The sequence below is a fragment of the Rheinheimera sp. A13L genome, assembly GCF_000217935.1.
GTDB lineage: Bacteria > Pseudomonadota > Gammaproteobacteria > Enterobacterales > Alteromonadaceae > Pararheinheimera.
In genome coordinates this window covers 52,700-75,211 of record NZ_AFHI01000001.1, presented here as the reverse complement: position 1 = coordinate 75,211, position 22,512 = coordinate 52,700, and the positions used below count along the sequence as shown (strand labels likewise).

19 protein-coding genes are annotated in these 22,512 nt (G+C 46.5%); 16 read left to right on the top strand and 3 right to left on the bottom strand.

What is annotated here, in order from left to right:
* Positions 1–15: 15 nt before the first annotated feature.
* The gene (locus tag RHEIN_RS00305; protein ID WP_008896962.1) at positions 16–807 is read right to left on the bottom strand and encodes a DUF2884 family protein; all 792 of its coding nucleotides are present in this window, start codon (positions 805–807) and stop codon (positions 16–18) included.
* A 76-nt stretch (positions 808–883) separates the two neighbouring features.
* The gene (locus RHEIN_RS00300; protein ID WP_139056372.1) at positions 884–3,751 is read right to left on the bottom strand and encodes an ATP-binding protein; all 2,868 of its coding nucleotides are present in this window, start codon (positions 3,749–3,751) and stop codon (positions 884–886) included.
* A gap of 202 nt (positions 3,752–3,953) precedes the next feature.
* Here RHEIN_RS00300 and RHEIN_RS00295 point away from each other — a divergent pair, with 202 nt between their 5' ends.
* From RHEIN_RS00295 to RHEIN_RS20180, 11 genes are all read left to right on the top strand, one after another.
* A complete protein-coding gene (locus RHEIN_RS00295) occupies positions 3,954–5,762 on the top strand; it encodes an assimilatory sulfite reductase (NADPH) flavoprotein subunit (RefSeq protein WP_008896960.1) in 1,809 nt (602 codons plus the stop codon).
* On the top strand, positions 5,762–7,477 hold the full coding sequence (gene cysI / locus RHEIN_RS00290; protein WP_008896959.1) for an assimilatory sulfite reductase (NADPH) hemoprotein subunit: 1,716 nt from the start codon (positions 5,762–5,764) through the stop codon (positions 7,475–7,477). Before RHEIN_RS00295 ends, cysI begins: the two co-directional genes overlap by 1 nt.
* Positions 7,478–7,498: 21 nt before the next feature.
* A complete protein-coding gene (locus RHEIN_RS00285) occupies positions 7,499–8,239 on the top strand; it encodes a phosphoadenylyl-sulfate reductase (RefSeq protein ID WP_008896958.1) in 741 nt (246 codons plus the stop codon).
* 174 nt (positions 8,240–8,413) lie between these two features.
* A complete protein-coding gene (locus tag RHEIN_RS00280) occupies positions 8,414–10,696 on the top strand; it encodes a GGDEF domain-containing phosphodiesterase (RefSeq protein ID WP_008896957.1) in 2,283 nt (760 codons plus the stop codon).
* 42 nt (positions 10,697–10,738) lie between these two features.
* On the top strand, positions 10,739–11,671 hold the full coding sequence (locus tag RHEIN_RS00275; protein WP_008896956.1) for a hypothetical protein: 933 nt from the start codon (positions 10,739–10,741) through the stop codon (positions 11,669–11,671).
* Between the two features lie 34 nt (positions 11,672–11,705).
* Complete coding sequence (locus RHEIN_RS00270) at positions 11,706–12,266, top strand: hypothetical protein (protein WP_008896955.1); 561 nt, start codon at positions 11,706–11,708, stop codon at positions 12,264–12,266.
* Positions 12,267–12,348: 82 nt separating this feature from the next.
* On the top strand, positions 12,349–12,501 hold the full coding sequence (locus tag RHEIN_RS21000; protein ID WP_158005458.1) for a hypothetical protein: 153 nt from the start codon (positions 12,349–12,351) through the stop codon (positions 12,499–12,501).
* A 4-nt stretch (positions 12,502–12,505) separates the two neighbouring features.
* Positions 12,506–12,859 carry a hypothetical protein gene (locus tag RHEIN_RS00265; RefSeq protein ID WP_008896953.1) on the top strand — a complete coding sequence of 118 codons (354 nt, stop codon included), beginning with the start codon at positions 12,506–12,508 and terminating at the stop codon, positions 12,857–12,859.
* Between the two features lie 18 nt (positions 12,860–12,877).
* Complete coding sequence (locus RHEIN_RS20995; protein WP_158005457.1) at positions 12,878–13,042, top strand: hypothetical protein; 165 nt, start codon at positions 12,878–12,880, stop codon at positions 13,040–13,042.
* A gap of 82 nt (positions 13,043–13,124) precedes the next feature.
* A complete protein-coding gene (locus tag RHEIN_RS00260; protein ID WP_008896952.1) occupies positions 13,125–13,643 on the top strand; it encodes a CC0125/CC1285 family lipoprotein in 519 nt (172 codons plus the stop codon).
* A gap of 108 nt (positions 13,644–13,751) precedes the next feature.
* Positions 13,752–14,165, top strand: a complete 414-nt coding sequence (locus tag RHEIN_RS20180) for a DUF4377 domain-containing protein (protein ID WP_008896951.1) — start codon at positions 13,752–13,754, stop codon at positions 14,163–14,165.
* A gap of 10 nt (positions 14,166–14,175) precedes the next feature.
* Here the strand turns inward: RHEIN_RS20180 and RHEIN_RS00250 are convergent, their stop codons facing one another.
* A complete protein-coding gene (locus tag RHEIN_RS00250) occupies positions 14,176–15,360 on the bottom strand; it encodes a hypothetical protein (RefSeq protein WP_008896950.1) in 1,185 nt (394 codons plus the stop codon).
* A 189-nt stretch (positions 15,361–15,549) separates the two neighbouring features.
* Between RHEIN_RS00250 and sstT the strand changes: the two genes are divergently transcribed.
* The 5 genes from sstT to RHEIN_RS00225 all read left to right on the top strand — a co-directional run bounded on the left by sstT (position 15,550) and on the right by RHEIN_RS00225 (position 22,506).
* Positions 15,550–16,764, top strand: coding sequence for a serine/threonine transporter SstT (sstT, locus tag RHEIN_RS00245; protein WP_008896949.1), 1,215 nt, complete (start codon positions 15,550–15,552; stop codon positions 16,762–16,764).
* Positions 16,765–16,980: 216 nt separating this feature from the next.
* Entirely contained in the window at positions 16,981–18,399 is a 1,419-nt protein-coding gene (gene cysG, locus RHEIN_RS00240) for a siroheme synthase CysG (protein ID WP_040554203.1), read from the top strand.
* Between the two features lie 35 nt (positions 18,400–18,434).
* Complete coding sequence (gene cysD, locus RHEIN_RS00235) at positions 18,435–19,349, top strand: sulfate adenylyltransferase subunit CysD (protein ID WP_008896947.1); 915 nt, start codon at positions 18,435–18,437, stop codon at positions 19,347–19,349.
* On the top strand, positions 19,349–20,767 hold the full coding sequence (gene cysN / locus RHEIN_RS00230) for a sulfate adenylyltransferase subunit CysN (RefSeq protein WP_008896946.1): 1,419 nt from the start codon (positions 19,349–19,351) through the stop codon (positions 20,765–20,767). Before cysD ends, cysN begins: the two co-directional genes overlap by 1 nt.
* A gap of 2 nt (positions 20,768–20,769) precedes the next feature.
* The gene (locus RHEIN_RS00225; RefSeq protein ID WP_008896945.1) at positions 20,770–22,506 is read left to right on the top strand and encodes an SLC13 family permease; all 1,737 of its coding nucleotides are present in this window, start codon (positions 20,770–20,772) and stop codon (positions 22,504–22,506) included.
* Positions 22,507–22,512 lie beyond the last annotated feature (6 nt).

Here is a 22,512-nt window from a genome sequence, read left to right as displayed (position 1 = left end):
GGGTTTTCCCTTTGGTCAGATCACGGGTTTATAACCTTCACTCTGACCATCGATCAGATCATAAGGCGACATAGCCGGGATTTGTTGCTGAATTTGTTGTTCCAGCTGGTCCAGCGTTTTTAACTGCTGACAAATCTGCTGGCCTCTTTGTTGTAAGTTTTTACTGTTTTTTTGCATATCAGTTTTTAACTGACTGCCAAAGTTTTGCATTTTAGTGCGAAAACTTTGCATTTTTTCTGTGGCAGATCCCGGGCTTTGCAGCACATTCTGGCCTAAGGTCAGCATCATCTGACCGCTGATTTTAGCCACAGCCTGCTGAATACGTTGCTCTGCTTCTTTGGCTAAATTTTTGTCGGCCGAGCGCAGCTGACTGCCGTACACATAAATGGTATCGCCCTGACGCTGAACCAGTTGATTTAATTGCTGCTCCAGTTGGTCCACCGGCTGTTGTAATTCAGGATTTTCCGCCAGACTTTGACCTGTGGTAGCCAGAATATTCTGATCAAGCACAGTACGGGCCAGCTGCAGGCTGTCATCCATCAAAGCGGCAGATGCAGTGACCTGACTACGGATCCCTTGCTGATAGGCTTTGAGGTGTTGCCGGGTTTCCGGCGAGCTGTTGTTTTTTTGCTGATCCAGCCACAGCTGGCCTGTGGTATCAATACGCCACAGCTCTTGATCACCCCTTTGAATACTGACCACAGAAGGGCTGACTCTTAAATCATCCTGTAAGGTCAAAGCACACTGATCATTGGCGTAACTCAGGCTGGACAACAGCAGTAATGCACTGGCACAGATATACTTCATAACAACCCCAATAAGGTGAAAACAGCCATGCTGCTTGATGTGCTCTGAATCACCACTGAATAACCCTTCATACTCTTTATTGCTGGTTATAGCGTTCAAACAACAGCATCAATGCTTGCTGGCTTTGTTGTAAACATTGCTGCAACTGGTTGTTGAGCCAAGGCTCAGGTTTTTTATTCTGATGCAGTTGTTGTTCCATCAGCCGGCAAAGCTGGCTTAAACGCATCAGCCCCAGTTGTCCCATACCGCCAATCAGGCGATGAAATACTTTAGGGTCCGGTGTTGCCTGGGTTAATTCGTGCTGTAAAGCAGCAAGTTGCTGCTGCACATTCGCACTCAGCTTTTGGCGTTGCTCAGTGTTCAGAGCCTGTAAAGCCTGCTGTAAATAATCGATTTGATACAAAGGCTTGAGTGGCGGTAACTGAGCCAGTTGGGCGATCAGAGCCTGCAATTGTTCACGCCGCCACGGCTTAGACAGCAGAGCGCTGATCTGAGGCAGAGTCTGGGCTGCAGCTGAACCAGTCACCAGTACAAAGCGGCTTTGTTCATCCACCTGATGTTGTTGCTCCAACTGCTGTATAGTTTGCAAAGCATCAGCGTCTTCCAACTGACCATCTAAAAATACCCAGGACCAAAGCTGTTTTGGTAATTGTTTTACCTGCTGCAAGCTGGATGCTGTGGTCACTATAAAGCCTAACTCTGTCAGCACTTGTTCCAGGCTGACACGACATAACTCATCATCTTCAACGACCAGGGCATGATGTTGTTCTGCCGCAACTGATGCTGTTGCCGGCAATAAAGTGGACGCCTGACACTTAAGACTAAAACTGACTTCGGTGCCAATGCCTGGCACGGATTGAATGTTCAGTTCTGACCCCAATTGCTGCAGCAACTTTTGGCATACCAGCATGCCAAGGCCTGGCCCTGCCTGCAAAGTGCGTTGTTGGTTCAGGCGTTCGCCACGCAATAACTGGCTTATCTGCAAGGTTGTTAAACCCACTCCTGTATCCCGCACTTTAAATAACAGCTGTAGCGTCGAATCTTTTTGGTTTAACAACTCCACTCTGACTTCAATCTCACCTTGTTTGGTGTATTTCACCGCATTAGAAATAAGATTGGTCAGCAGTTGGGTCAGTAAGTTTTCATCCAGCAATAAAAGGCCAGGCACATTAGAGGCCACTGAACAGCTTAATTTCAGCCCTTTGTTACTGGCCAAAGGTTCAAGTAAGTCGTGCAGCCGGCCTAACAATTCGGCCAGCACCACTTGCTGATCCACGGGTTTATAGACGCCATAGTCCAGCCTGCTGCTGGTCAGAATGTTGTTAATAATATTATCCAGAGACCAGACGGAGCGGCGTGCCAGCTGTATTTTTTGCCGGCTGTTTTGTTGTTCAATTTCTGGCAGCACCTGAGCCAATACTGCATCTATACCTTGCAGGGGAGTGCGGATTTCATGGCCCAAAGTAGCGATAAATTCATTTTTTACGGCAATCTTTTGTTGTGCCATTTCCTGTTGTTTTTGCAGCAGCAGACGGTTACGCCGTGACTTGTGGTAAAACAACGACAGCAGCAAGGCCAAGGCTAAACAAGCGCCCACAGAAAACAGTATCAGCATATTTTTCTGATGCTGATGATTCAGTTTATCTAACTGATTTTGTTGAGAGGCTTGCTGCAGATCACGCTCCAGCAAGCTCTTGTGTTGTTCACTGGAAATAACCAGTGCTTGTTTATGGGTTTTGTCATCAAACAAGGATTGTTGTAACTGCCGCAGCTGATCTAAAGCCTTGTAGGCCTGCTGGTACTGCTGATTAAAGTGTGCAACCTGAGCAGTGACCTGCCAGTAATCCAGCAGCAGCTGAGGTTCGGTAAAGTGGGACTCTTGCAAAGCCAGCTTTTTATACAGAACTGAGGCTTGTTGCTCTAAGGAAAACTCAAGTAAATCAGATAAATGCAGCAGGCTGAAACGGCGGAAGCTGGCTTGATGCTCTTCTGTTTGCAGTAGCTGGGTGATCTGCTGATATCTGCTGTTTGCCTGGTTAATACGACCATAATGTAAATCCAGCCAGGCTAAACTTTGCAGGGCGTCCGCCTGTTCAATGCTGTTGTTCACTTGTTGTGCTGCAAGCAATGCCAGCTGCAACTGCTGTTCACTTTCCTGATATTTACGCTGAGGCAATAAACTGCGTGCCAGACTCAGGTGATACAAGGCAACCAAAGCCTGCTCTTGCCGGCTCAAACGTAGTTCCAGCGCTTTGCGGGCGAAGTCTTCAGCTGCCTGATACTGCTGATACAAGCGGCTTGCTTCGGCCAGCAGATGTAAAAAATTGGCCTGACGGTTGCTGTCATCTCCCGCCATCGCCAGATCAAGACCATCGCTGGCAATCTGAATAGCTTGTGGGTAGGCATACAGGTTCAAATAGATAAAGGCCAGATCATAACGGATGATTTGTAATGGCACTGCGTTATTGGCATCTACAGCAATTTGCATAGCTTCCAGAGCTTTGGGCAGGGCTTTGTCGGTCTGGCCTAAACGGTTCAGGTTATCCGCTTGTCGTCGGAGAGCATTAAATAATTGTCTGGTATCGTTTTGGAGCCGGGCTAAACGTTCGGTTTCAAGACTGGTTTGGTAAGCTTGTTGATAATTACCCAGCAGCATAAAAGCTGTGGTTTGCTGCAGCAGTACTCTGTGATAATCGGCGCTTTCCCTGTCTGTGCTGAGTTCCAGCCACTCTGTGGCGTAGCTCAGGCTTAGTGTTGGGTCTTGGGTAACAAATACTTCGGTTAGCCGAACCAGCAGAGTCAGTCGCTGGGTGGGGTCTGTACTTTGTGCAAGTTGTTGCACTAATTGCTGACGCTCAGATGCAGTAGCCACTTCCACCTGCTGTTGGCTTTGTGCCATCACAGGTAAAAGCAGCAGATTCAACCATAAAAAAAGCGACTTCACAGACACTGCACAACTCCCTGAACAGATTCAAGCCATGCTAACAACCAGTTCTGATAAGGGCAAGAAGTCATATGATTTTGTGGTTATTAATGAAAAACTTATTTTAATAACTAAAAAGCATAAAGCAGAGAGAAGGGTTATTTACTTTTTATCCATTTAGACGGCTAAAATGGCGGTAACTTAGCTTATCTGTGGTGTTTTTATGCTATTCGCGTCTTTAGCTGCTCAGGCCAGTCCTTTGTCCGCTCAACAAATCAAGGATTTACAGTCTTTGGTCAGCCAGCTTAATCCTATTCAGCAAGCCTGGGTGAGTGGTTATCTGGCTGCAGCTGCTCAACTGGCTGGTGGTCAGGCTCCGGTTGCTGCACAGCAGAGCAACGAAAGTGCTGTGCTGACTATTTTATATGGCTCACAAACCGGCAATGCCAAAACTGTGGCCTCTAAAATTAAAGCAGTAGCTGAACAGCAAGGCATTAGTGTCAAGCTGGCGGATATTGGCAGCTATAAAACCACTCAGTTAGCTAAAGAAAAATACCTGCTGATTGTGACTTCTACTTATGGTGAAGGTGAGCCGCCAGAAAGTGCTGTGGCTTTTCACAAGTTTTTATTCAGCAAAAAAGCACCTAAGCTGGATGGCCTGCAGTATGCCGTGCTGGGTTTAGGTGATACCAGCTATGAATTTTTCTGTAAAACAGCGATCGACTTTGACGAACAGTTAGCTGCTTTAGGTGGCAAAAGATTACACGCCCGTGCCGATCTGGACGTAGATTATGCCGCACAGGCGGCCAGCTGGACTGAAACTGCGGTTCAGGCTTTTGCACCAGAATTAAAGCAATCTGCCGGCAACTCAGCCCAGGTTATTGCATGGCCAGGCGCCACAGCTACAGTGGGGCACGACAGTGCTTATAACAAAGAAACTCCTTATCTGGCTGAGTTATCTGTTAATCAGAAGATCACTGGCCGGGATTCAACTAAAGATGTGCGTCATATCGAAATTTCGTTAGCAGATTCAGGCATCGCCTATCAGCCAGGTGACTCATTAGGGGTGTATTTCCTCAATGACGAGCTGGTAGTGGAAGCTATTTTGGCTGCAACTGGTTTGAATGGCGCTACAGAAGTACAGTTAGCTGGTCAGACATACAGCTTAAAAACTGCGTTAACTGAACAGCTGGAGCTGACCCAGTCTTACCCGAGTTTTGTCGAAAAATACGCACAGGCCACAGCCAACAGTGAATTGCTGGAGCTGGTGAAAGATAAAACCGCTTTGCGGCAGTATCTGGACAACCGTCAGACGCTGGATGTGATTTTACAAAACCCTGCGCCTTTAACTGCTCAGCAATTAGTGGATGCGTTGCGTAAACAGCAACCTCGTTTGTATTCCATTGCCTCTTCTCAGGCTGAAGTGGGTGATGAAGTGCATTTAACCCTGGGCGTAGTGCGTTACGACGCTTTTGGCAGTACGCATTTTGGTGGGGCTTCAGGCTTTTTGGCAGAACGACTGGAAGAAGGCGCTGCGCTTAAAGTTTTTGTTGAACACAACGACAACTTCCGTCTGCCGGACCATGAAACTCCGGTCATTATGATAGGCCCTGGTACAGGCATAGCGCCGTTCCGTGCTTTCTTGCAAGAGCGGGATCAGGCCGGTGCTACAGGTCAGAACTGGCTGTTTTTTGGTAACCCACATTTTACTCAGGACTTCCTGTATCAGGTGGAACTGCAGGATTATTTAAAACGTGGAGTGCTGAGCAAACTGGATGTGGCTTTTAGCCGTGATCAGGCACAAAAAGTTTATGTGCAGGACAAACTCCGGTTAAAAGCAGAAGAAATCTGGACCTGGTTACAACAAGGCGCTTATCTCTACATTTGTGGCGATGGCAATAAAATGGCCAAAGATGTACATCAGGCGCTGCTCGACATAGTGCAACAACAAGCTGGCTTCAGTGCAGAAGAAGCAGAACAGTATTTTGACGACTTACGTCAGGCCAAACGTTATCAGAAGGATGTTTATTAATGACTCAGCCAATTAACCCGGATTTACAGGTGCAAGGTCAGCTGTCTGATAACGAACGACTGAAAAAAGACAGTCATTTATTACGTGGCACTATCACCAAAGATTTAAAAGATGAAATCACCGGCGGCTTTAACGGTGACAACTTTATGTTGATCCGTTTCCACGGTATGTACCAGCAGGACGACCGCGATATTCGTGCTGAACGTGCAGAACAAAAACTGGAACCTCTGCATAACGTCATGTTACGAGCCCGTATGCCGGGCGGTATTATCACGCCACAACAATGGCTGGCGATTGATGAATTTGCCGCTGATAACACTATTTACGGCAGCATTCGTTTAACCACCCGTCAGACTTTTCAGTTCCACGGTGTGTTAAAACCTAAAATTAAAAGCATGCACCAGATGCTGAACAGCATCGGCATTGACTCCATCGCGACAGCGGGTGATGTAAACCGTAACGTACTTTGTACCTCGAACCCGGTGGAGTCTGTATTGCATCAACAGGCCTACCAATGGGCGGCAAAAATTTCTGAGCATTTATTGCCAAAAACCAAAGCCTACGCAGAGATTTGGCTGGACGAAGAAAAAGTCGAAACCACAGAAGCCGAACCTATTCTGGGCGAAACCTATTTACCACGGAAGTTTAAAACCACAGTGGTGATACCGCCGCAAAACGACGTCGACGTGCATGCCAACGACTTAAACTTTGTCGCTATTGCCGAAAATGGTCAGTTGGTTGGCTTTAACGTTCTGGTCGGTGGTGGTCTTGCCATGACGCATGGTGATAAAGGCACTTACCCACGTAAAGCCGAAGACTTTGGTTTTATTGCTCTGGAGCATGTGTTGGCTGTGGCTGAACACGTAGTCACAGTGCAGCGTGATTATGGCGACAGGGTGAACCGTAAAAATGCTAAAACCAAATACACCATAGACCGCATTGGGGTGGACGTATTTAAAGCCGAAGTCGAAAAACGTGTGGGTGTGAAGTTCCAGCCAAGCCGCGCCTATGAATTCACCGGCCGTGGTGATCGTTTTGGTTGGGTAGAGGGTATAGACGGCAAACATCACCTTACTGTCTTTATCGAAAATGGCCGTATTCTGGATTACCCGGGCAAAACCTTAAAAACCGGTGTGGCTGAAATTGCCCGTATTCATAAAGGCGACTTCCGCATGACGGCGAATCAGAATCTGATTATCGCTGGTGTGGCCGCCGAAGACAAAGCAGATATTGAAGCTTTAGCCCGTTTGCATGGTCTGATCAACGACAGCGTGACAGAGCAGCGTAAAAACTCTATGGCCTGTGTGTCTTTACCTACTTGTCCTTTGGCTATGGCAGAAGCAGAACGTTATTTGCCAACCCTGGTGACTCATGTCGAAGAGCTGCTGACCAAACACGGTGTACCAGATGATCACATTATTTTACGTGTGGTGGGTTGCCCTAATGGTTGTGGTCGCGCCATGTTGGCCGAAGCAGGTTTAGTAGGTCGTGGTCCTGGTAAATACAACCTGTATTTAGGCGGTAACACCCAGGGCACCCGTATTCCAAAACTCTATTTAGATAACGTGGCCGAAGCTGACATTTTGCAGGCGCTGGATGGTCTGATTGGGCGTTGGGTTGCTGAGCGTACAAACAACGAATGTTTTGGTGATTTTGTGGTGCGTGTGGGCGTTGTCGCCGAAGTGAAAGTATCAAAAACCGACTTTCATGCCTGAGTTCAATAGATTAAGGGGCATATGATGAGTCAGTATAAACAGCTGTTGCAGCTGGATGCACAGCAGCAACAACAACTGCTGGCAGAAGCCAATCAGCTGTTGTTGCCTTTAACGCCAGCCGAACGGGTGAAATGGGCATTGGAACATTTACCGGATCAGCAGATTTTAAGCTCCAGCTTTGGTATTCAGTCGGCTGTGATGCTGCATCTGGTGACCAGCGAGCGGCCCGATATTCCGGTGGTATTAACTGACACTGGCTATTTATTCCCTGAAACTTATCAGTTTATTGATGAGCTGAAAGAACGGCTACATTTAAACCTGAAAGTGTACCGAGCCCATTTAAGCCCGGCCTGGCAGGAAGCCCGTTTTGGTAAGCTATGGGAAAACGAAGCTGGTATTAAACAATACAACCATATGAATAAAGTGGAGCCTTTGCAGCGAGCTCTGAAAGAGCTGAACGTAGGCACCTGGTTCAGCGGCTTACGTCGCAGCCAGTCCAGTACCCGTGCTGATAAAGATATTATCGATATCAGTCGTGGCACTGTGAAAGTGCAACCTATTATCGAATGGACCAACAAAGATGTGTTTTATTATTTAAAAGAACACAACTTGCCTTACCATCCTTTATGGGAGCAAGGTTATGTTTCAGTGGGTGATGTACATTCCACCCGCAAACTCGAACTGGGCATGACAGAAGAAGAAACCCGCTTTAACGGTTTTGGCCGGGAATGTGGTATTCATCTGGATGGCGACGGCATTTAGTTCGCCGCCATTGAACGGCTAAATGATACCAGTTGTCGACTTAGTCCCTTAAGTGAATAAAAATAACTTGTAGTTAACATGCCTAACCATTACATTCATTCGGTTTAAACGCCAGCAACAGGCTGGTGCGATCAGGGCCTGCACAGGCCTGATCAATGGAATGAGGGGCAGCATGTGCAGTGGTTAGGTCGTTTTCTGCGGCTGAGGGCTCAGGATTTAGACAGTGCTGATAGCGCGTTCTGGCAACAAAGTGTGCTGCGTATCATTGTGCTGTCAGGGCTTTGTCTGGTGTTTGCTATAGTGCTGCACAGCTCGTGGCAGGCATGGCAAATTGGCGCTTATCATGTGATAGCTATCACCTCTTCTTTTTACCTTGCGTTACTTTCCACCCTGTTTATTTCCAGCCGTTATGTGAAACGCAGTGCCGCTGCTTTGCTGGCCATAGTGATACTGGCAGGGCTCTGTATTTTAGTACTGGTGGATAACTTTGAGCTGGGCAAACTTGGCATCATTTTTATCTACACTTTGCCGATGATCAGCCTGATGTTTTTTGGCTTCAGAACTGCTTTAGTTTTTATGGCGCTGAATTTTATTCCTTTTGTTTATCTGCTGCAAAATCAGGCTCCTGCTAACTTTCTGGGTTGGTCTATCACCTTGCCAGCCAGTCACAGTTATTTGCATGGCTTATTGTTTTTGTTTTTTAATTTATGTCTGCCTTTGGCTACAGCCCGGGTGTTCAGCACCTTAAAACGCAGTGCTGTACAGCTAAAAGATTTGAATCAACATTTAGCGCAAAGTCATGATTATTATGAAGAACTATTTGAGCATAATGGTTCAGCCACTGTATTAGTGACCGCCTCAGGCGACATCATCAAATGCAATAGTCTGGCCTCTCAGTTGTTAGGGCTGGATTCTGAACAACAAGCTAATTTATTGTCTTTGCTGAACTTTGTGCAGGACGGTCAGTTGCAGGGCCATTGGCTGAAAGGCAAAGTGGAATGTTGTTTAAAAAGCCGGCCTGAATCCAGTTTGGTTTTAAAACATGTGATGCTGACCCGATCCGGCCATCATGTGGTGAGCCTGCAGGAAATCAGCGCTTTACGCCAGCTACAGCTTCAATTAAAACAAAGCCAGAAAGCACAGGACAGCTGGCTGCATTATGACGCTTTAACTTGTTTACCTAATGTGGCCGGTTTTACTGAACTGGTGAATTACAAGCAGGAGCAGTTAGCGCCGCATGAGTTTGGGCTTATGGCTATTATCCGGCTGCGTCATGTCAAAACCCTGAATCAGCAATATGGTTATGAGTTTGGCAGCCAGTTATTACAACACTTCTCCAAAGTAGCTAAAGCGGCGCTGCCCTCTGATGCCGTCTTAGCCAGGGTGCGGGGCGTGAAGTTTGCACTTTGGCTGAAAGGGGATTTGAATGTGCTGGATCCAAAACAGCTGGCTGAAGCCATTGCCAGTCAATTGCCTGTTGAGCTGACAGTGGGGCCTTACACAGCTCGTATGAATTATCAGTTTGGGGTCAGTTTTACTGAACGGCACGATAACCAGAATGCGCAGCAACTGATTGAACAATGTGAGCTGGCTTTGGAGTTATCCAGCCCGGGTCAGGCCGTTAGTTTTTATGATCAGCAACAAGCTCAGCAACTGGAACAGGACTATCAGTTGCTGAATGCGTTTCGCGATGCGATACGGCAAAAGCAGCTGGAACTCTGGTTACAACCTAAGGTAGACCCTCAAGGAAAAATCCAGAGTTTTGAAGCTTTAAGCCGCTGGTTTGTCGATGGACAGGCCATAGCGCCTGATTGTTTTGTGTTGATGGCAGAGCGCCATGGCTTAATGACTATGTTTTCCCGTTTAGTGCTGCAACAAAGTGTCAGCATTTTGCAAAGCTGGCAGCAGCAGGGCTTGTTATACCCTATTGCTATTAATCTGGGTGGGCCTGAGCTTCTGGATGATAGCTTTTTTGCTGAGCTAATGAGCCTGAGTGCCGATCATGCCTGGTTAACCCGCTACCTGCAGTTAGAAATCACCGAAACCAATATAGCGGTGCAACAACCTTTATTACATAAACGTTTAAAAGCGCTTCATCAGTATGGTTTTAGTATTTCTATCGATGATTTTGGTACAGGCCATTCGTCATTAAGTCAGTTGGTTGATTGTCCTGCCGATACCATCAAAATTGACAGACGTTTTGTCAGCTGTATTCCTCAGGACAGCCGCACTGTGCGTATTTTGCATACCACCATTCAGCTGGCTAAAGCCTTAAATCTGAATATAGTGGCCGAAGGGGTAGAAAACGATATACAGCGCCGCTTCCTGCAAAGCCTGGGATGCCAGCTGATGCAAGGTTATTTATTTGGCCGCCCGGCCCCTGCTTTGTATTGGCAAAATTTGTTGTTGCCAAGATTAAATTCCGTCACTATTCCCGCCTTGCAACATCAAAGCTGACAGAGCAATTTTCAGCGCGCTTCAGAGCTGGGATAAGTGACTATGACTCAGATATTCGAAAAATTTTTACGTAAACGTAAACAAGCTAAAAACTATCCTGCCAAGTATCAGGATGTATTCGACGGTAATCAGTTGGATTTGATGCAATATATTAAGACTGGTGCATTACCTGGCGATTACTTACCTCCAGCCGAGCTGCAGATTGCTCCATGGGAAACGTTTAGTGAGTTGATGATCAATACTAGTTACTACGAAATGCTTGCTGAGGCTGAGTTTGTCACTGAAGGCAGGATCAACTATCCGTATTTAGTGCAGGCTATGAGTTACTGTTATTTCTACAGTGCTATGCGTTTTTATAACCTGCAGCGTTTTCAAAGCCGTTTTGGCCGGGATTATGACGCTGGTATATCACCTAACATAATATTTAACCTTTGTTTAGCTGAACTGGCGGGTGTATCTCTTTACAGTCAACGTTTATTTAGTTTTTTTAAACAGGGTTATGTACGTAATTGGTTTAACCGCTCTAACAGCCATTTAAGTGACGCTATTATTTTGTTATATGCGGCTTATCAGGGGCAGCCTATGGAGCCAACAGTAGGGCAGTTTGCTTATAAAGAGCTGGTAACAGATTGGGATACAACGGATTTGCAGAAAGTTAGCTGCTTGCTACAGCAACTTTGTGATGATCAAATGCTTCAGGTCACAGCGCCACCCAGTAAGTTTTTTATCGAACTGGGCAATATGAACTGGCAGTTTATTCCTTACCCAGCGTTGCTGCTGATGAAATTACGGCAGAACCGGGGTCTAGCCAATCCACAGTTTGAACACCCTGGCTTTGGAGCTTTAAACCCGTTATTAATCGATACTGCTGTGCCTTTGGTGATAGACGACACTCTGGCTGCCGTGCTGGACCGGGCCCGCCAGCAGGGCTTTGATGACGATGCCATTTTTGCGGCAGGAAGCTTAGGCGGATAAGATAATCCGCAGTATTAAAAGGTAAATGAAGAGAATGGATCTGGACACCCACCTGACGATGGAGTTTGCAACCAACACGCACGCCCCCATTTTGATGAGAATACTTACCTTTTGCTTTGGGGCTGATGATATTAACGTGACATCGCCGGAGCGGGTAAAAGGACCTTATTATGGCGTGCTTACCGATTCAGTGCTCAGCATGTTTCACTATTTTCGTGATGGTGATTACGATATGCGGAAACTGAACGAAGAAATTCGTTATTCCTATCAGCAAGATGAGCAGTTCTGGTGGGAAATAACTGGATTAACCGAAACAGATCAAGATGATTTTGAATTTGGTAATCAGGCCGCTGCCATATTTGTCTGGCAAGAACAGTATTGTTCTGGGGCATTGTCTATGCGTCTTGAACCAGAAGAATATCATCCAGAAATGCAGAAGCTTCTGATTTACAAATATATCTGGCTACCCTTGTTTCCTGAGGAAACTCTTCCCGGTTATCAACCTCCGGCTTGCGGTTATTTGCCTCATTTTGATCGGTTGCTTGCAGAATCCAATAGCAGGAAACACGATTGGATCCGGCGTATTAAAAAATAACAATTTGATGTTCTGCTCGTTCAGTTTAATTAAAAATAGCGCCGGGTGTTATCACATTAGATCTGACTCTAGAACCTTATATGTGACTATTCCAATGAATAAACCTATGGCTTATGGCTTTGAAAGAGAGACTTTAAATAAAGTAACTGACTTAAATCATGTCACGGTGTCTTACAACCTGGACCCTGCAACAAAAGCCTGGTATATCAATACGATGTATCCAGGTAAGGGATAATAATATGGAATTTGAAACTACTACCCCTGTCCCTAACTTAATGAAGGTTCTTGGTTATTGCTTTGGTGCTGACGATATTCACCTGATTTCATCAGAACAGGTAGAAGGACCTTATTATGGTGTGCTTACAGATTCAGTGATGAGGATTTTTGATAGAAACTACAATACTTTTCGTTTTGATCCTAACCATTTAAAAGAAGAAATTCGTTATTCCTATCAGCAAGATGAGCAGTTCTGGTGGGAGATGACGGGATTATCCGAAGCAGATCAAGAGGATTTTGAATTTGGTAATCAGATTGCGGCTTTGACAGCATGGCAGGAACATTACATAACGGGTGAGTTGCCATGGGTTGAATAAGAGGAATATCACCCTGAAATGATGAAACTAATGATTTACAAATATATCTGGCAACCCTTGTTTCCTGAGGAAACTCTTCCGGGCTATCAACCTCCGGTTTGTGGTTATTTACCTCATTTTGACCGGCTGCTCGCAGAACCCAACAGCGGGAAACACGACTGGATCCGACGGATTAAAAAATAACAACCCGATGCTTTGGTGGCTGCAGCACAGCTTGCTGCCACCTTTTGGTTCTGACTCTATAAAGATACAAAATGGTGTTTTCATGTCCCCCCTGAATCAATTTTTATCTGCTGGTTTGATTTGCTTGTTGTTAAGTGGCTGCAAATCAACGCCTACACCCTATGAACCTTATGGTCTTTATGGTGGCTACAGCGAAAAACAATATGCTGACGGGTCTTTTTCTGTCAGGTTTAGTGGCAATGTCAGTATTAAATATTTAACAGCGCTGGATTATGTGGTTCTACGCAGTGCTGTGATTGCCCGTGAGCATCAGGCCGAGGCTTTTGCCGCCCAGGTAAGTTGGGCCAACATTAAAAAGCTGGATTTAGGTACGCCAGGTGTTTATGCCGAAAGGCCGGAACTGGGCTTGAAGATCCAGTTTTTACCTGCAGCTTTAACAGATTTTATGGCCACAGGCTGTGTTATTCCGATGGAGGCGACATTGGCCCCTTATACTTATGGTACTGATCGGGTATTTCAGCTCAATACTCAGGCCTGTATTCAAAGACTGCAGAAAAAATATCAGCTGACGGATCAACAACTGGCCGCCACTGCCGGATAAGCCAATCACATCAAGAACTGAACAGGCCAGCCATAAGGATATGCTGTTCAGTTTCTGTCCATTTTTGTTAGATACACTGAAGTGAACAATAAATTAGGGACAATAGTTATGTTAAACCTGATGCTGGTTATGCTGATGTTTTTTACTTTAGTGGGCTGCTCTGAATCCTCAAAACCTGCTGAAGCTCCAACATCCACAGGATCTGTTGTTGTCGCAAAACAACCTGATGAATCTGGCCTTTATCCCCCTGTTTTAGCTGAAAACACTGAAGCCAGGCTGATCTTATGGGTGGCTGCAGAAAAACGTCAGTGCATGGCCGTAGGGCCTACTGAATGTCTGCAAATTCGTCACAACCCCAACGAAGACTGGCAACTGCTGTATGGCGATATTCTGGGCTTCGACTACCAGCCAGGGCAGGTTTATCAGATAGAAGTCAGCGAAATCAGTATCCCTGAACCTCCAGCCGATGCACCAGACAGACAATGGGTGTTGCGGCAGATTATCAGCAGTCATGCTGAGTAACATACTCTTGTTAATGGGTTTGCTGTATTGTTTTCCTGTGCTGCTTTAATGCAGCCAGTTTGGTGTTGTATAACTGCAAGCGCTCAGGTTCATAGGCATAGTTGATCGCTTGTTCTACCAGTTTTTGTGCGGCTCTGAAGTTTTGCTCCTGCACATAGAGCCGAACTAACGCCAGATTGGCATTGTGCAGATAAGGTGCTTTCTCCAGTAATTTTTTATAGTAGAGCTTGGCATGGCTGAACTGCTTGTTACGCTCTGCGTCTATGGCTAAAGCCAGCCAGGCATAAGGATTGTCATCGTCGTGACTCATAATTTGCTGATTAATTTTTTCCAGCAACTGTTGGTTGTCCATTTTTGCAGCCAAATCGCGGTAATTCGTCAATAAAGTGACCTGGTTGTCCTGCAATTGCATGCCATAGTCAAACCATTGCATGGCCTCAGTAAAAGCATTTTTCCGGTGATACATTAACGCAATCATATTCACCGCAGGTGTATAAGTGGGGTCCTGTTTAAGCGCTTTCTGACTTAAGAAAAAGGCGCTGTCACTATCTCCCAGCAGCAGGGCGTCAGCGGCAAGATTGTTATAAAGCATGGCGTAAAAACGGTTAGGGCTGATATTTTTTCCAACTAAATCTGTATTCTCCGGGAAGTAATCAATCACCAGCGCAGCTCTTTGCAGTATCAAACTACCTTGTTTGGACTCGTCAGCTGTTTTGTATAAATAAGTGCGAATATGATTCGAGCTGATGAAGATATTATCTTTGTAGTCAATCAGAGGTTCCTGATAAATCACTTTGTAACCCACTTCTATATTCACCAGTTTTGCCAGCGCAGAGGTCAGCAAGGCAAGCGTCATGCAATTGCCTCTGAACTGATCCAGTGCAACCTGAGCCGGATAATTGGCGCCTTCGTAACTAAAATACATCAGTTTATTTTGCAGGTAATTGTAAAGTCGTTGTTCTGCCGGGTTTGTTGCTTGTGCTGAGCTGTGGAAATAATTCAGAAAATCCTGTTGTTGTTTATCATTCAGATAAAAAAGCTGGTCCAGTTCAGGCAGGTCGGCTGGTTGCTGAAATAGCACCATAGATGTGACTGGCGGCTCTAAGCTGGCCGGGAACTGTTGTTCAGCGTTATGTAAAACGCAGCTTTGGCTGGTGATCGCAACTAACAGCAGGACTATTCTGGTGAAATCCATATTTTCGAATCCGTAAGATCTTTTTTAACAAACTAACATCTGTTCGTTTTGATTTAAAGTCCCGATCCTGGACAAGGTTGGATCTTTAGCTGTGACAGCTCCGACTTGCCCCCAAAGCGGATTCAAGGCAGAATCTGGCACTTATTCTTATAACTGTGGCGCGCACCACAGCAGCAACAGAGAACTCTTATGACATCCGAAGCTTCCCGTCCATGGCAAAAACTTTTGCAACTGGGTTTAGTGCCACAAATTGTTATTGGTATTTTATTAGGTGTGCTGGTGGCTGTAGTGTCGCCAGAGCTGGCAAAAAATTTATCTTTGTTAGGCACTTTATTTGTTAACGCTTTAAAAGCCATAGCGCCTTTATTAGTCTTTGTGTTAGTGGCCTCCGCTATTGCCAATAAACAAGCCTCTGAAAGCGGCAGTATTAAGCCTGTGTTGGTGTTGTACTTGTTTGGTACTTTTTTAGCGGCTGTGGTTGCCGTATTACTGAGTTTTATGTTCCCAACAACCCTGGTGCTGACCGCAGTGCCGGAAGTAATTGCAGCGCCTGAAGGCATCAGCGAAGTATTAAAGGCTTTGCTGCTGAAAGTCGTGGATAACCCTATTAACGCCTTAATTAGCGGCAACTATATAGGCGTTTTAGCCTGGGCTGTGGGTTTAGGTTTAGCTTTGCAACATGCCAGCAAAAGTACCAAACTGGTGTTTTCTGATTTATCGCATGGCGTGTCGTCTTTAGTACGTTTTATTATCCGTCTGGCGCCTTTTGGTATTTTAGGTTTAGTGGCAGATACCATAGCCACTACGGGTTTTTCGGCTTTAGCCAGCTACGGTCAGTTAATAGCTGTGCTGTTAGGTGCCATGGCTATTATCGCTTTTGTGGTCAATCCCTTGCTGGTGTTTGCCAAAACAGGGTCTAACCCTTATCCACTGGTATTTACCTGTTTACGCGAAAGTGGCGTGACAGCCTTTTTCACCCGCAGCTCAGCCGCCAATATTCCGGTCAATTTACAGCTGTGTGAAAAGCTGAAACTCAACGAAGAGATCTATGGTGTGTCTATTCCGTTGGGCGCCACTATTAATATGGCTGGTGCCGCTATTACCATCACAGTACTGACGCTGGCTACAGTGCATACCCTGGGAATAGAAGTGGATTTTGCCAGCGCCATTTTATTAAGTTTGCTGGCTGCGGTTTCTGCTTGTGGTGCTTCTGGTGTGGCCGGTGGCTCCTTATTATTGATCCCTTTGGCGTGCAGCTTATTCGGGATTCCAAACGAAGTGGCGATGCAAGTGGTCGCTGCTGGTTTTATTATTGGCGTCATTCAGGACAGTGCAGAAACCGCATTAAATAGTTCCACTGATGTGATCTTTACAGCAGCTGTGTGCCAAAGCCAAAAAGTCTGATCTTCAAACTATTCCATTCTTCAAAACTGAGGGTCAGAGCTTAAGCTCTACCCTCTATTCCTTTTAGTTATAAGAGATCGATATCCATTATTGTAAAAAAGACGTTTAGACGTCTAATATGAAGGCTCAGTTTAAAAAGCTTTGATTGAGGTATCCACTCTAACCAAATCAGAGCATAGTTGGATTAAAGTGCTGCCAGTGCAGCAGGAGCCTCAAGTGCAGTATTTGCCTATTTTTGCCCAATTGAAAAATCGCCCGGTGTTGCTGGTGGGCGCTGGTCATGTGGCATTACGTAAGGCCGGTACTTTACTGAAAGCTGGTGCTCGTTTAACAGTAGTAGCCACTTACTTTGCCGATGAATTTAAAGAATGGCAGCAACAAGGCAAAGCCACTTTAATTGAAAGCCGTTTTGCACCTGAACATATAGCTGGCCATGTGCTGGTGATAGCCGCTACTGACGATGATGCAGTCAATCAGTCGGTGTTTGAGGCTGCTGATGCGCGCAATATTCTGGTCAATACTGTGGATGACCAACCGAACTGCAGTTTTATTTTCCCTGCCATTATCGACCGTAGCCCTATTCTGATTGCCATTTCCAGTGCCGGTACTGCACCTGTGCTGGCACGGCGTTTACGTGAAAAACTTGAAGCTCTGTTACCCGCTCATTTAGGTCCATTGGCGCAGTTAGTGGGGGCCTTTCGCGATAAAGTAAAACAAAAGATTTCAGGTTTTGCCGGGCGTCGTCAGTTTTGGGAGCGGGTATTTGACTCTTCGATAGTGCGTGAAGTGCAGGCCAACAGATTGGATCTGGCGCAGCAGCACTTAGAAGATTTATTAGAGCGGGAAATTCCTACTCAGGGTGAAGTGTATTTAGTCGGTTCTGGCCCTGGTGATCCAGAGCTTCTGACCTTAAAAGCTTTGCAACTGATGCAGCAAGCTGATGTGGTGGTGTACGACTATTTAGTTTCAGACCCTATTATGCAGCTGGTGCGCCGTGATGCTGAGCTGGTCTGTGTAGGGAAAAAAGCCGGTGCTCATTCGGTAGCGCAGGAAGAAACAAATAACTTGTTGGTTTCTTTAGCTTTATCAGGTAAAAAAGTATGCAGACTCAAAGGCGGCGACCCTTTTATTTTTGGCCGTGGTGCTGAAGAAATTGAAGTCTTGTTACCTCATGGCATTCCGTTTCAGGTGGTGCCAGGTATTACCGCTGCCGCAGGTTGCGCCGCTTATGCAGGTATAGCTTTAACTCATAGGGATTATGCGCAGGCTGTGCAGTTTGTCACAGGGCATTGCCGTAAAGACGGTGTGGAGCCGGACTGGCAAAGTTTAAGCCGCCCAAACCAGACGCTGGTGATTTATATGGGCCTGATGAAAGTAGAGCACATTCAGCAGCAGCTATTAGCCGCTGGCCGCTCTGCCGATATTCCTGTGGCTGTGATTGAAAACGGCACCAGACCAGAACAGCGGGTTTTTACCGGGCAACTCAACCAACTGGCCAATTTAGTCGCAGAGCATAAGGTGCAATCACCCGCTTTGCTGATTATTGGTGAAGTAGTGGCCTTGCAGCAAAAATTAAACTGGTTTGGCGATACGCCTGGCCAGCAGGTTCAGCAGCCTTTAACGAACAGAATTTAAATACTTTTTTTACGGACTTAATGGGAGCAGACCCTATGGGCCAGCCAGTCAAACCTCTGACACATTTACAACAACTGGAAGCTGAAAGTATCCAGATCTTCCGCGAAGTAGCGGCCGAATTTGATAATCCGGTGATGTTGTATTCCATAGGTAAAGATTCTTCTGTGTTGCTGCATTTAGCACGCAAAGCTTTTTATCCGGGCAAAATTCCATTCCCGCTGTTGCATGTGGATACCCGCTGGAAATTCCGCGAGATGATCGAATTCCGTGACAAAGTGGCGAAACAATACGGCTTTGATTTGCTGGTGCATATCAATCCGGAAGGCATAGCTATGGATATGAATCCATTCACCTACGGCAGCTCGAAACACACTGACGTGATGAAAACTCAGGGTTTAAAACAAGCCTTGGATCACTACGGTTTTGATGCCGCTTTTGGTGGTGCACGTCGTGATGAAGAAAAATCCCGTGCCAAAGAGCGGGTTTATTCCTTCCGTGACCAACACCACAGATGGGACCCAAAAAATCAGCGCCCTGAACTGTGGCATACCTACAACGGTCAGGTGAATAAAGGCGAAAGTATCCGTGTATTCCCGCTGTCGAACTGGACTGAGCTGGATATCTGGCAATACATCTATCAGGAACAAATTGACATAGTGCCGCTGTATTTTGCTGCTGTGCGTCCTGTGGTCGAGCGCAACGGTACCCTGATTATGGTGGACGACGAACGTATGCCACTGGAACCAGGTGAAGTACCAGAGCAAAAGCTGGTGCGTTTCCGTACTTTAGGTTGTTACCCGCTGACCGGCGCTATCGAGTCTTCTGCCGACAGCCTGACAGGTATTATTGAAGAGATGCTGTTGTCGACCTCGAGCGAGCGACAAGGCCGGGTGATTGACCACGATTCCAGTGGTTCTATGGAAAAGAAAAAACGTGAGGGGTATTTCTGATGTCGGTCGCCAATGAATTAGCAGAAATCGGTATTGAGCAGTACTTAGAGCAGCAACAGCACAAATCGCTGCTGAAGTTTTTAACCTGCGGCTCAGTCGACGACGGTAAAAGTACGCTGATCGGTCGTTTATTGCATGACAGTCAGCAGATCTATGAAGATCAGCTGGCCGCTTTGCACAAAGACAGCAAAACCCATGGCACCACAGGGGAAACCATAGATTTAGCTTTGTTGGTCGATGGTTTACAGGCGGAGCGCGAGCAGGGCATTACCATAGATGTGGCTTACCGCTATTTCTCCACCGATAAACGTAAGTTTATTATTGCTGACACGCCGGGCCATGAGCAGTACACCCGCAATATGGCAACAGGCGCGTCGAACTGTGACCTGGCTATTATTCTGGTCGACGCCCGTTATGGTGTACAAACCCAGACTCGCCGCCATAGTTTTATTTGTTCTTTGCTGGGCATAAAGCAGTTTGTCGTCGCTATCAATAAAATGGACTTAATGGGTTTTGACGAGCAGCGTTTTGAGCAGATTAAGCAGGATTACCTGCAGTTTGCCGCTCAGCTGAATGTGCCTTCTATTCAGTTTGTACCGCTGTCGGCGTTAAATGGCGACAATGTGGTGCATAGCTCAACCCAAACGCCCTGGTACAAAGACGGTACTTTATTAAGCCTGCTGGAAAAAGCCCCTGTCACAGGCTTTAACTGGCAAGCCGAAGCCCGTTTACCTGTGCAGTATGTCAGCCGGCCTAACCTGAACTTCCGTGGTTTTGCCGGTACTATCGCCAGCGGCAACTTTAAAGTGGGTGATGCCATAGTGGCTTTACCTTCAGGCAAAGGCTCGACTATTAAGTCTATTGTGACTTTTGATGGTGAATGGCAGGAAGCCATTGCAGGTCAGGCGGTGACGCTAACGCTGAAGGATGAAATAGATATCAGCCGTGGTGATGTGATAGTGCCAGCCACTCATCATGCTGCAGTGTCGAACCGTATTCTGGCCAAAGTCGTCTGGATGCATGAAGAGCCGCTGCTGATTGGCAAAAGTTACAACATTAAACTGGCGACAAAAAAAGTCAGCGGTAAAGTTACTGCCATAGCGCACAGCATTGATGTGAATACCCTGGCAGAGCATCAGGCCGACAAGTTAGAGCTCAACAGCATAGCGCTGGTTGAGCTGGAACTGACCGAAGCTGTGGTGTTTGACCCTTATGCGCAAAACCGCGACACAGGCGGCTTTATCTTTATCGACCGTATCAGCAATATTACGGTTGGTGCAGGTATGGTTGACAGCGCTTTAGCCAGCGTCAGCAGCAAAGCAGAGTTCTCAGAATTTGAGCTGGAACTGAATGCGTTAGTACGGAAACATTTTCCACACTGGCAGGCACTGGATTTAAGCCAGTTGAATAAAGGCTAAGTATGAGTCTGGAGCAGTACGGCGTATTCGCTATTTTAGCAGGGCTTATTGCCCTGCTGACGCTGACCCGGCTCTCTGCTGCCTGGGTTTTTGGCGCAGTGGCCGTTCTGACCTACCTGACAGATTTGTTGAATGTGCAGCAGTTCGCCGCCAGTTTTACCGACTCCTCATTGTTAACACTGGTGTTGTTACTGCTGGTGTCTATAGCGCTGGAGAAAACCCGCTTAATCAGTTGGGTCGGGCAGCAATTAAACAATGGCGGCTTACGCACTGTGCTTGGCCGCTTGTGGATTTCGACTGCAGTGTTATCGTCTTTTACTGCCAATACGGCCGTAGTAGCGAGTTTAATAGGTGCTATTAAACGCAGCCAAAAGTTTGCCCCCAGTAAACTGATGTTGCCTATGGCCTTTGCCGCCACTTTTGGTGGCACTCTTACCCTGATCGGAACTTCTACCAACTTAGTAGTGAACAGCTTTTTAGACAAAGCTGAATTGCCGTTGTTACAGTTTTTCACCACCACAGCTGTAGGGGCTGGTGTAGTGCTGTCTGGCATGTTGATGATGTGGCTGATTGCCGATCGCTTGCCTGTGACCGAAAAAGCTGTGGAAGAAGCCGACCTGCCGTATTTCCTTGAAGCGCGTTTAAGTGAAGATTCAGTGCTGATTGGTAAAACCGTGGGTGAAGCTGGCCTGCGGCATTTACGGAAGTTGTTTTTAGCTGAAATAGTGCGGGGAGAGCAGAACATTGCACCTGTGCGTCCTGATGAAGTGTTGCGTTCTGGTGATGTATTGCTCTTTGCCGGTGATATGGAATCCGTAGCTTTATTGCAGGAAATCCAGGGCCTGACCTTGTATGGTCACCACAGTATGAATGGCCAGGCTTTGGTTGAGGCCATTATCAGCCATTCATCCAGCCTCAACGGTGTGTCATTAAAAGACGCGAAGTTCCGGGAAGAGTTTGATGCTGTAGTAGTTGCTGTCAAACGTGGTCAGGAGCGACTGCAAGGTGGCTTAGGCTCTATAGTGTTGCAAACCGGCGATACCTTATTGCTGGTGCCGGGCAAGACGTTTCATCAGAACAGTAAACTCAGTAAAGAATTTTTATTGGTCAACGGTGTTGATTCCGCTACCCGTTTATCTTTGCGCCGCAGCTGGGGCGTGTTGTCCGCTTTTGTTGCAGTAGTCGGCTTGTCGATGACAGGTGAATTGCCCTTACTCAAAGGCTTAGTGCTGCTTTTGATCGGCTTAATGGCGACAGGCATTATCAGTATGCAGGAAATCCGGCGACGTTTTCCTTTGGATATAGTACTGATAGTAGGTGGGGCTTTGGTCTTGTCGCAAGCCATGGAAAATACCGGTGTATCAGAACTGTTGGGGCAAGGTTTGCTCCAGGTGTTCAGCGGTTATCATTTATTCTGGGCTTTAGCGGCTTTGTATTTTTTCACCTTGATATTAACCGAACTGATGTCGAATAATGCGGCCGCTGCTTTGGCCTGCCCTTTGGCTATCAGTCTGGCGAAAGCCTTTGGCATAGACCCTATGCCGCTGATTATGGCGGTATTGTTTGGTGCCAGCGCCAGCTTTATCTCGCCCTGGGGTTATCAGACCAACTTGCTGGTGTTTACTGTAGGTAACTACAAACTCAGTCAGTATATTAAAGTGGGTTTACCTATGGCATTGGCGTATTCAATAGCTGTGCTGGCGTTAATTCCATTATTTTTCCCATTTCAGTCGCTGTAAGGAATT

Bases quoted from the DNA above. Each gene is read 5' to 3' on its own strand.
- RHEIN_RS00250 (WP_008896950.1), bottom strand. From the start codon at position 15,360: ATGGATTTCACCAGAATAGTCCTGCTGTTAGTTGCGATCACCAGCCAA.
- RHEIN_RS00225 (WP_008896945.1), top strand. From the start codon at position 20,770: ATGAGTCTGGAGCAGTACGGCGTATTCGCTATTTTAGCAGGGCTTATT.
- cysI (WP_008896959.1), top strand. From the start codon at position 5,762: ATGACTCAGCCAATTAACCCGGATTTACAGGTGCAAGGTCAGCTGTCT.
- sstT (WP_008896949.1), top strand. From the start codon at position 15,550: ATGACATCCGAAGCTTCCCGTCCATGGCAAAAACTTTTGCAACTGGGT.
- RHEIN_RS00275 (WP_008896956.1), top strand. From the start codon at position 10,739: ATGACTCAGATATTCGAAAAATTTTTACGTAAACGTAAACAAGCTAAA.
- RHEIN_RS00260 (WP_008896952.1), top strand. From the start codon at position 13,125: ATGTCCCCCCTGAATCAATTTTTATCTGCTGGTTTGATTTGCTTGTTG.
- cysN (WP_008896946.1), top strand. From the start codon at position 19,349: ATGTCGGTCGCCAATGAATTAGCAGAAATCGGTATTGAGCAGTACTTA.
- RHEIN_RS00270 (WP_008896955.1), top strand. From the start codon at position 11,706: ATGGATCTGGACACCCACCTGACGATGGAGTTTGCAACCAACACGCAC.
- cysD (WP_008896947.1), top strand. From the start codon at position 18,435: ATGGGCCAGCCAGTCAAACCTCTGACACATTTACAACAACTGGAAGCT.
- RHEIN_RS20995 (WP_158005457.1), top strand. From the start codon at position 12,878: ATGATGAAACTAATGATTTACAAATATATCTGGCAACCCTTGTTTCCT.
- RHEIN_RS00265 (WP_008896953.1), top strand. From the start codon at position 12,506: ATGGAATTTGAAACTACTACCCCTGTCCCTAACTTAATGAAGGTTCTT.
- RHEIN_RS20180 (WP_008896951.1), top strand. From the start codon at position 13,752: ATGTTAAACCTGATGCTGGTTATGCTGATGTTTTTTACTTTAGTGGGC.
- RHEIN_RS00305 (WP_008896962.1), bottom strand. From the start codon at position 807: ATGAAGTATATCTGTGCCAGTGCATTACTGCTGTTGTCCAGCCTGAGT.
- RHEIN_RS00285 (WP_008896958.1), top strand. From the start codon at position 7,499: ATGATGAGTCAGTATAAACAGCTGTTGCAGCTGGATGCACAGCAGCAA.
- RHEIN_RS00295 (WP_008896960.1), top strand. From the start codon at position 3,954: ATGCTATTCGCGTCTTTAGCTGCTCAGGCCAGTCCTTTGTCCGCTCAA.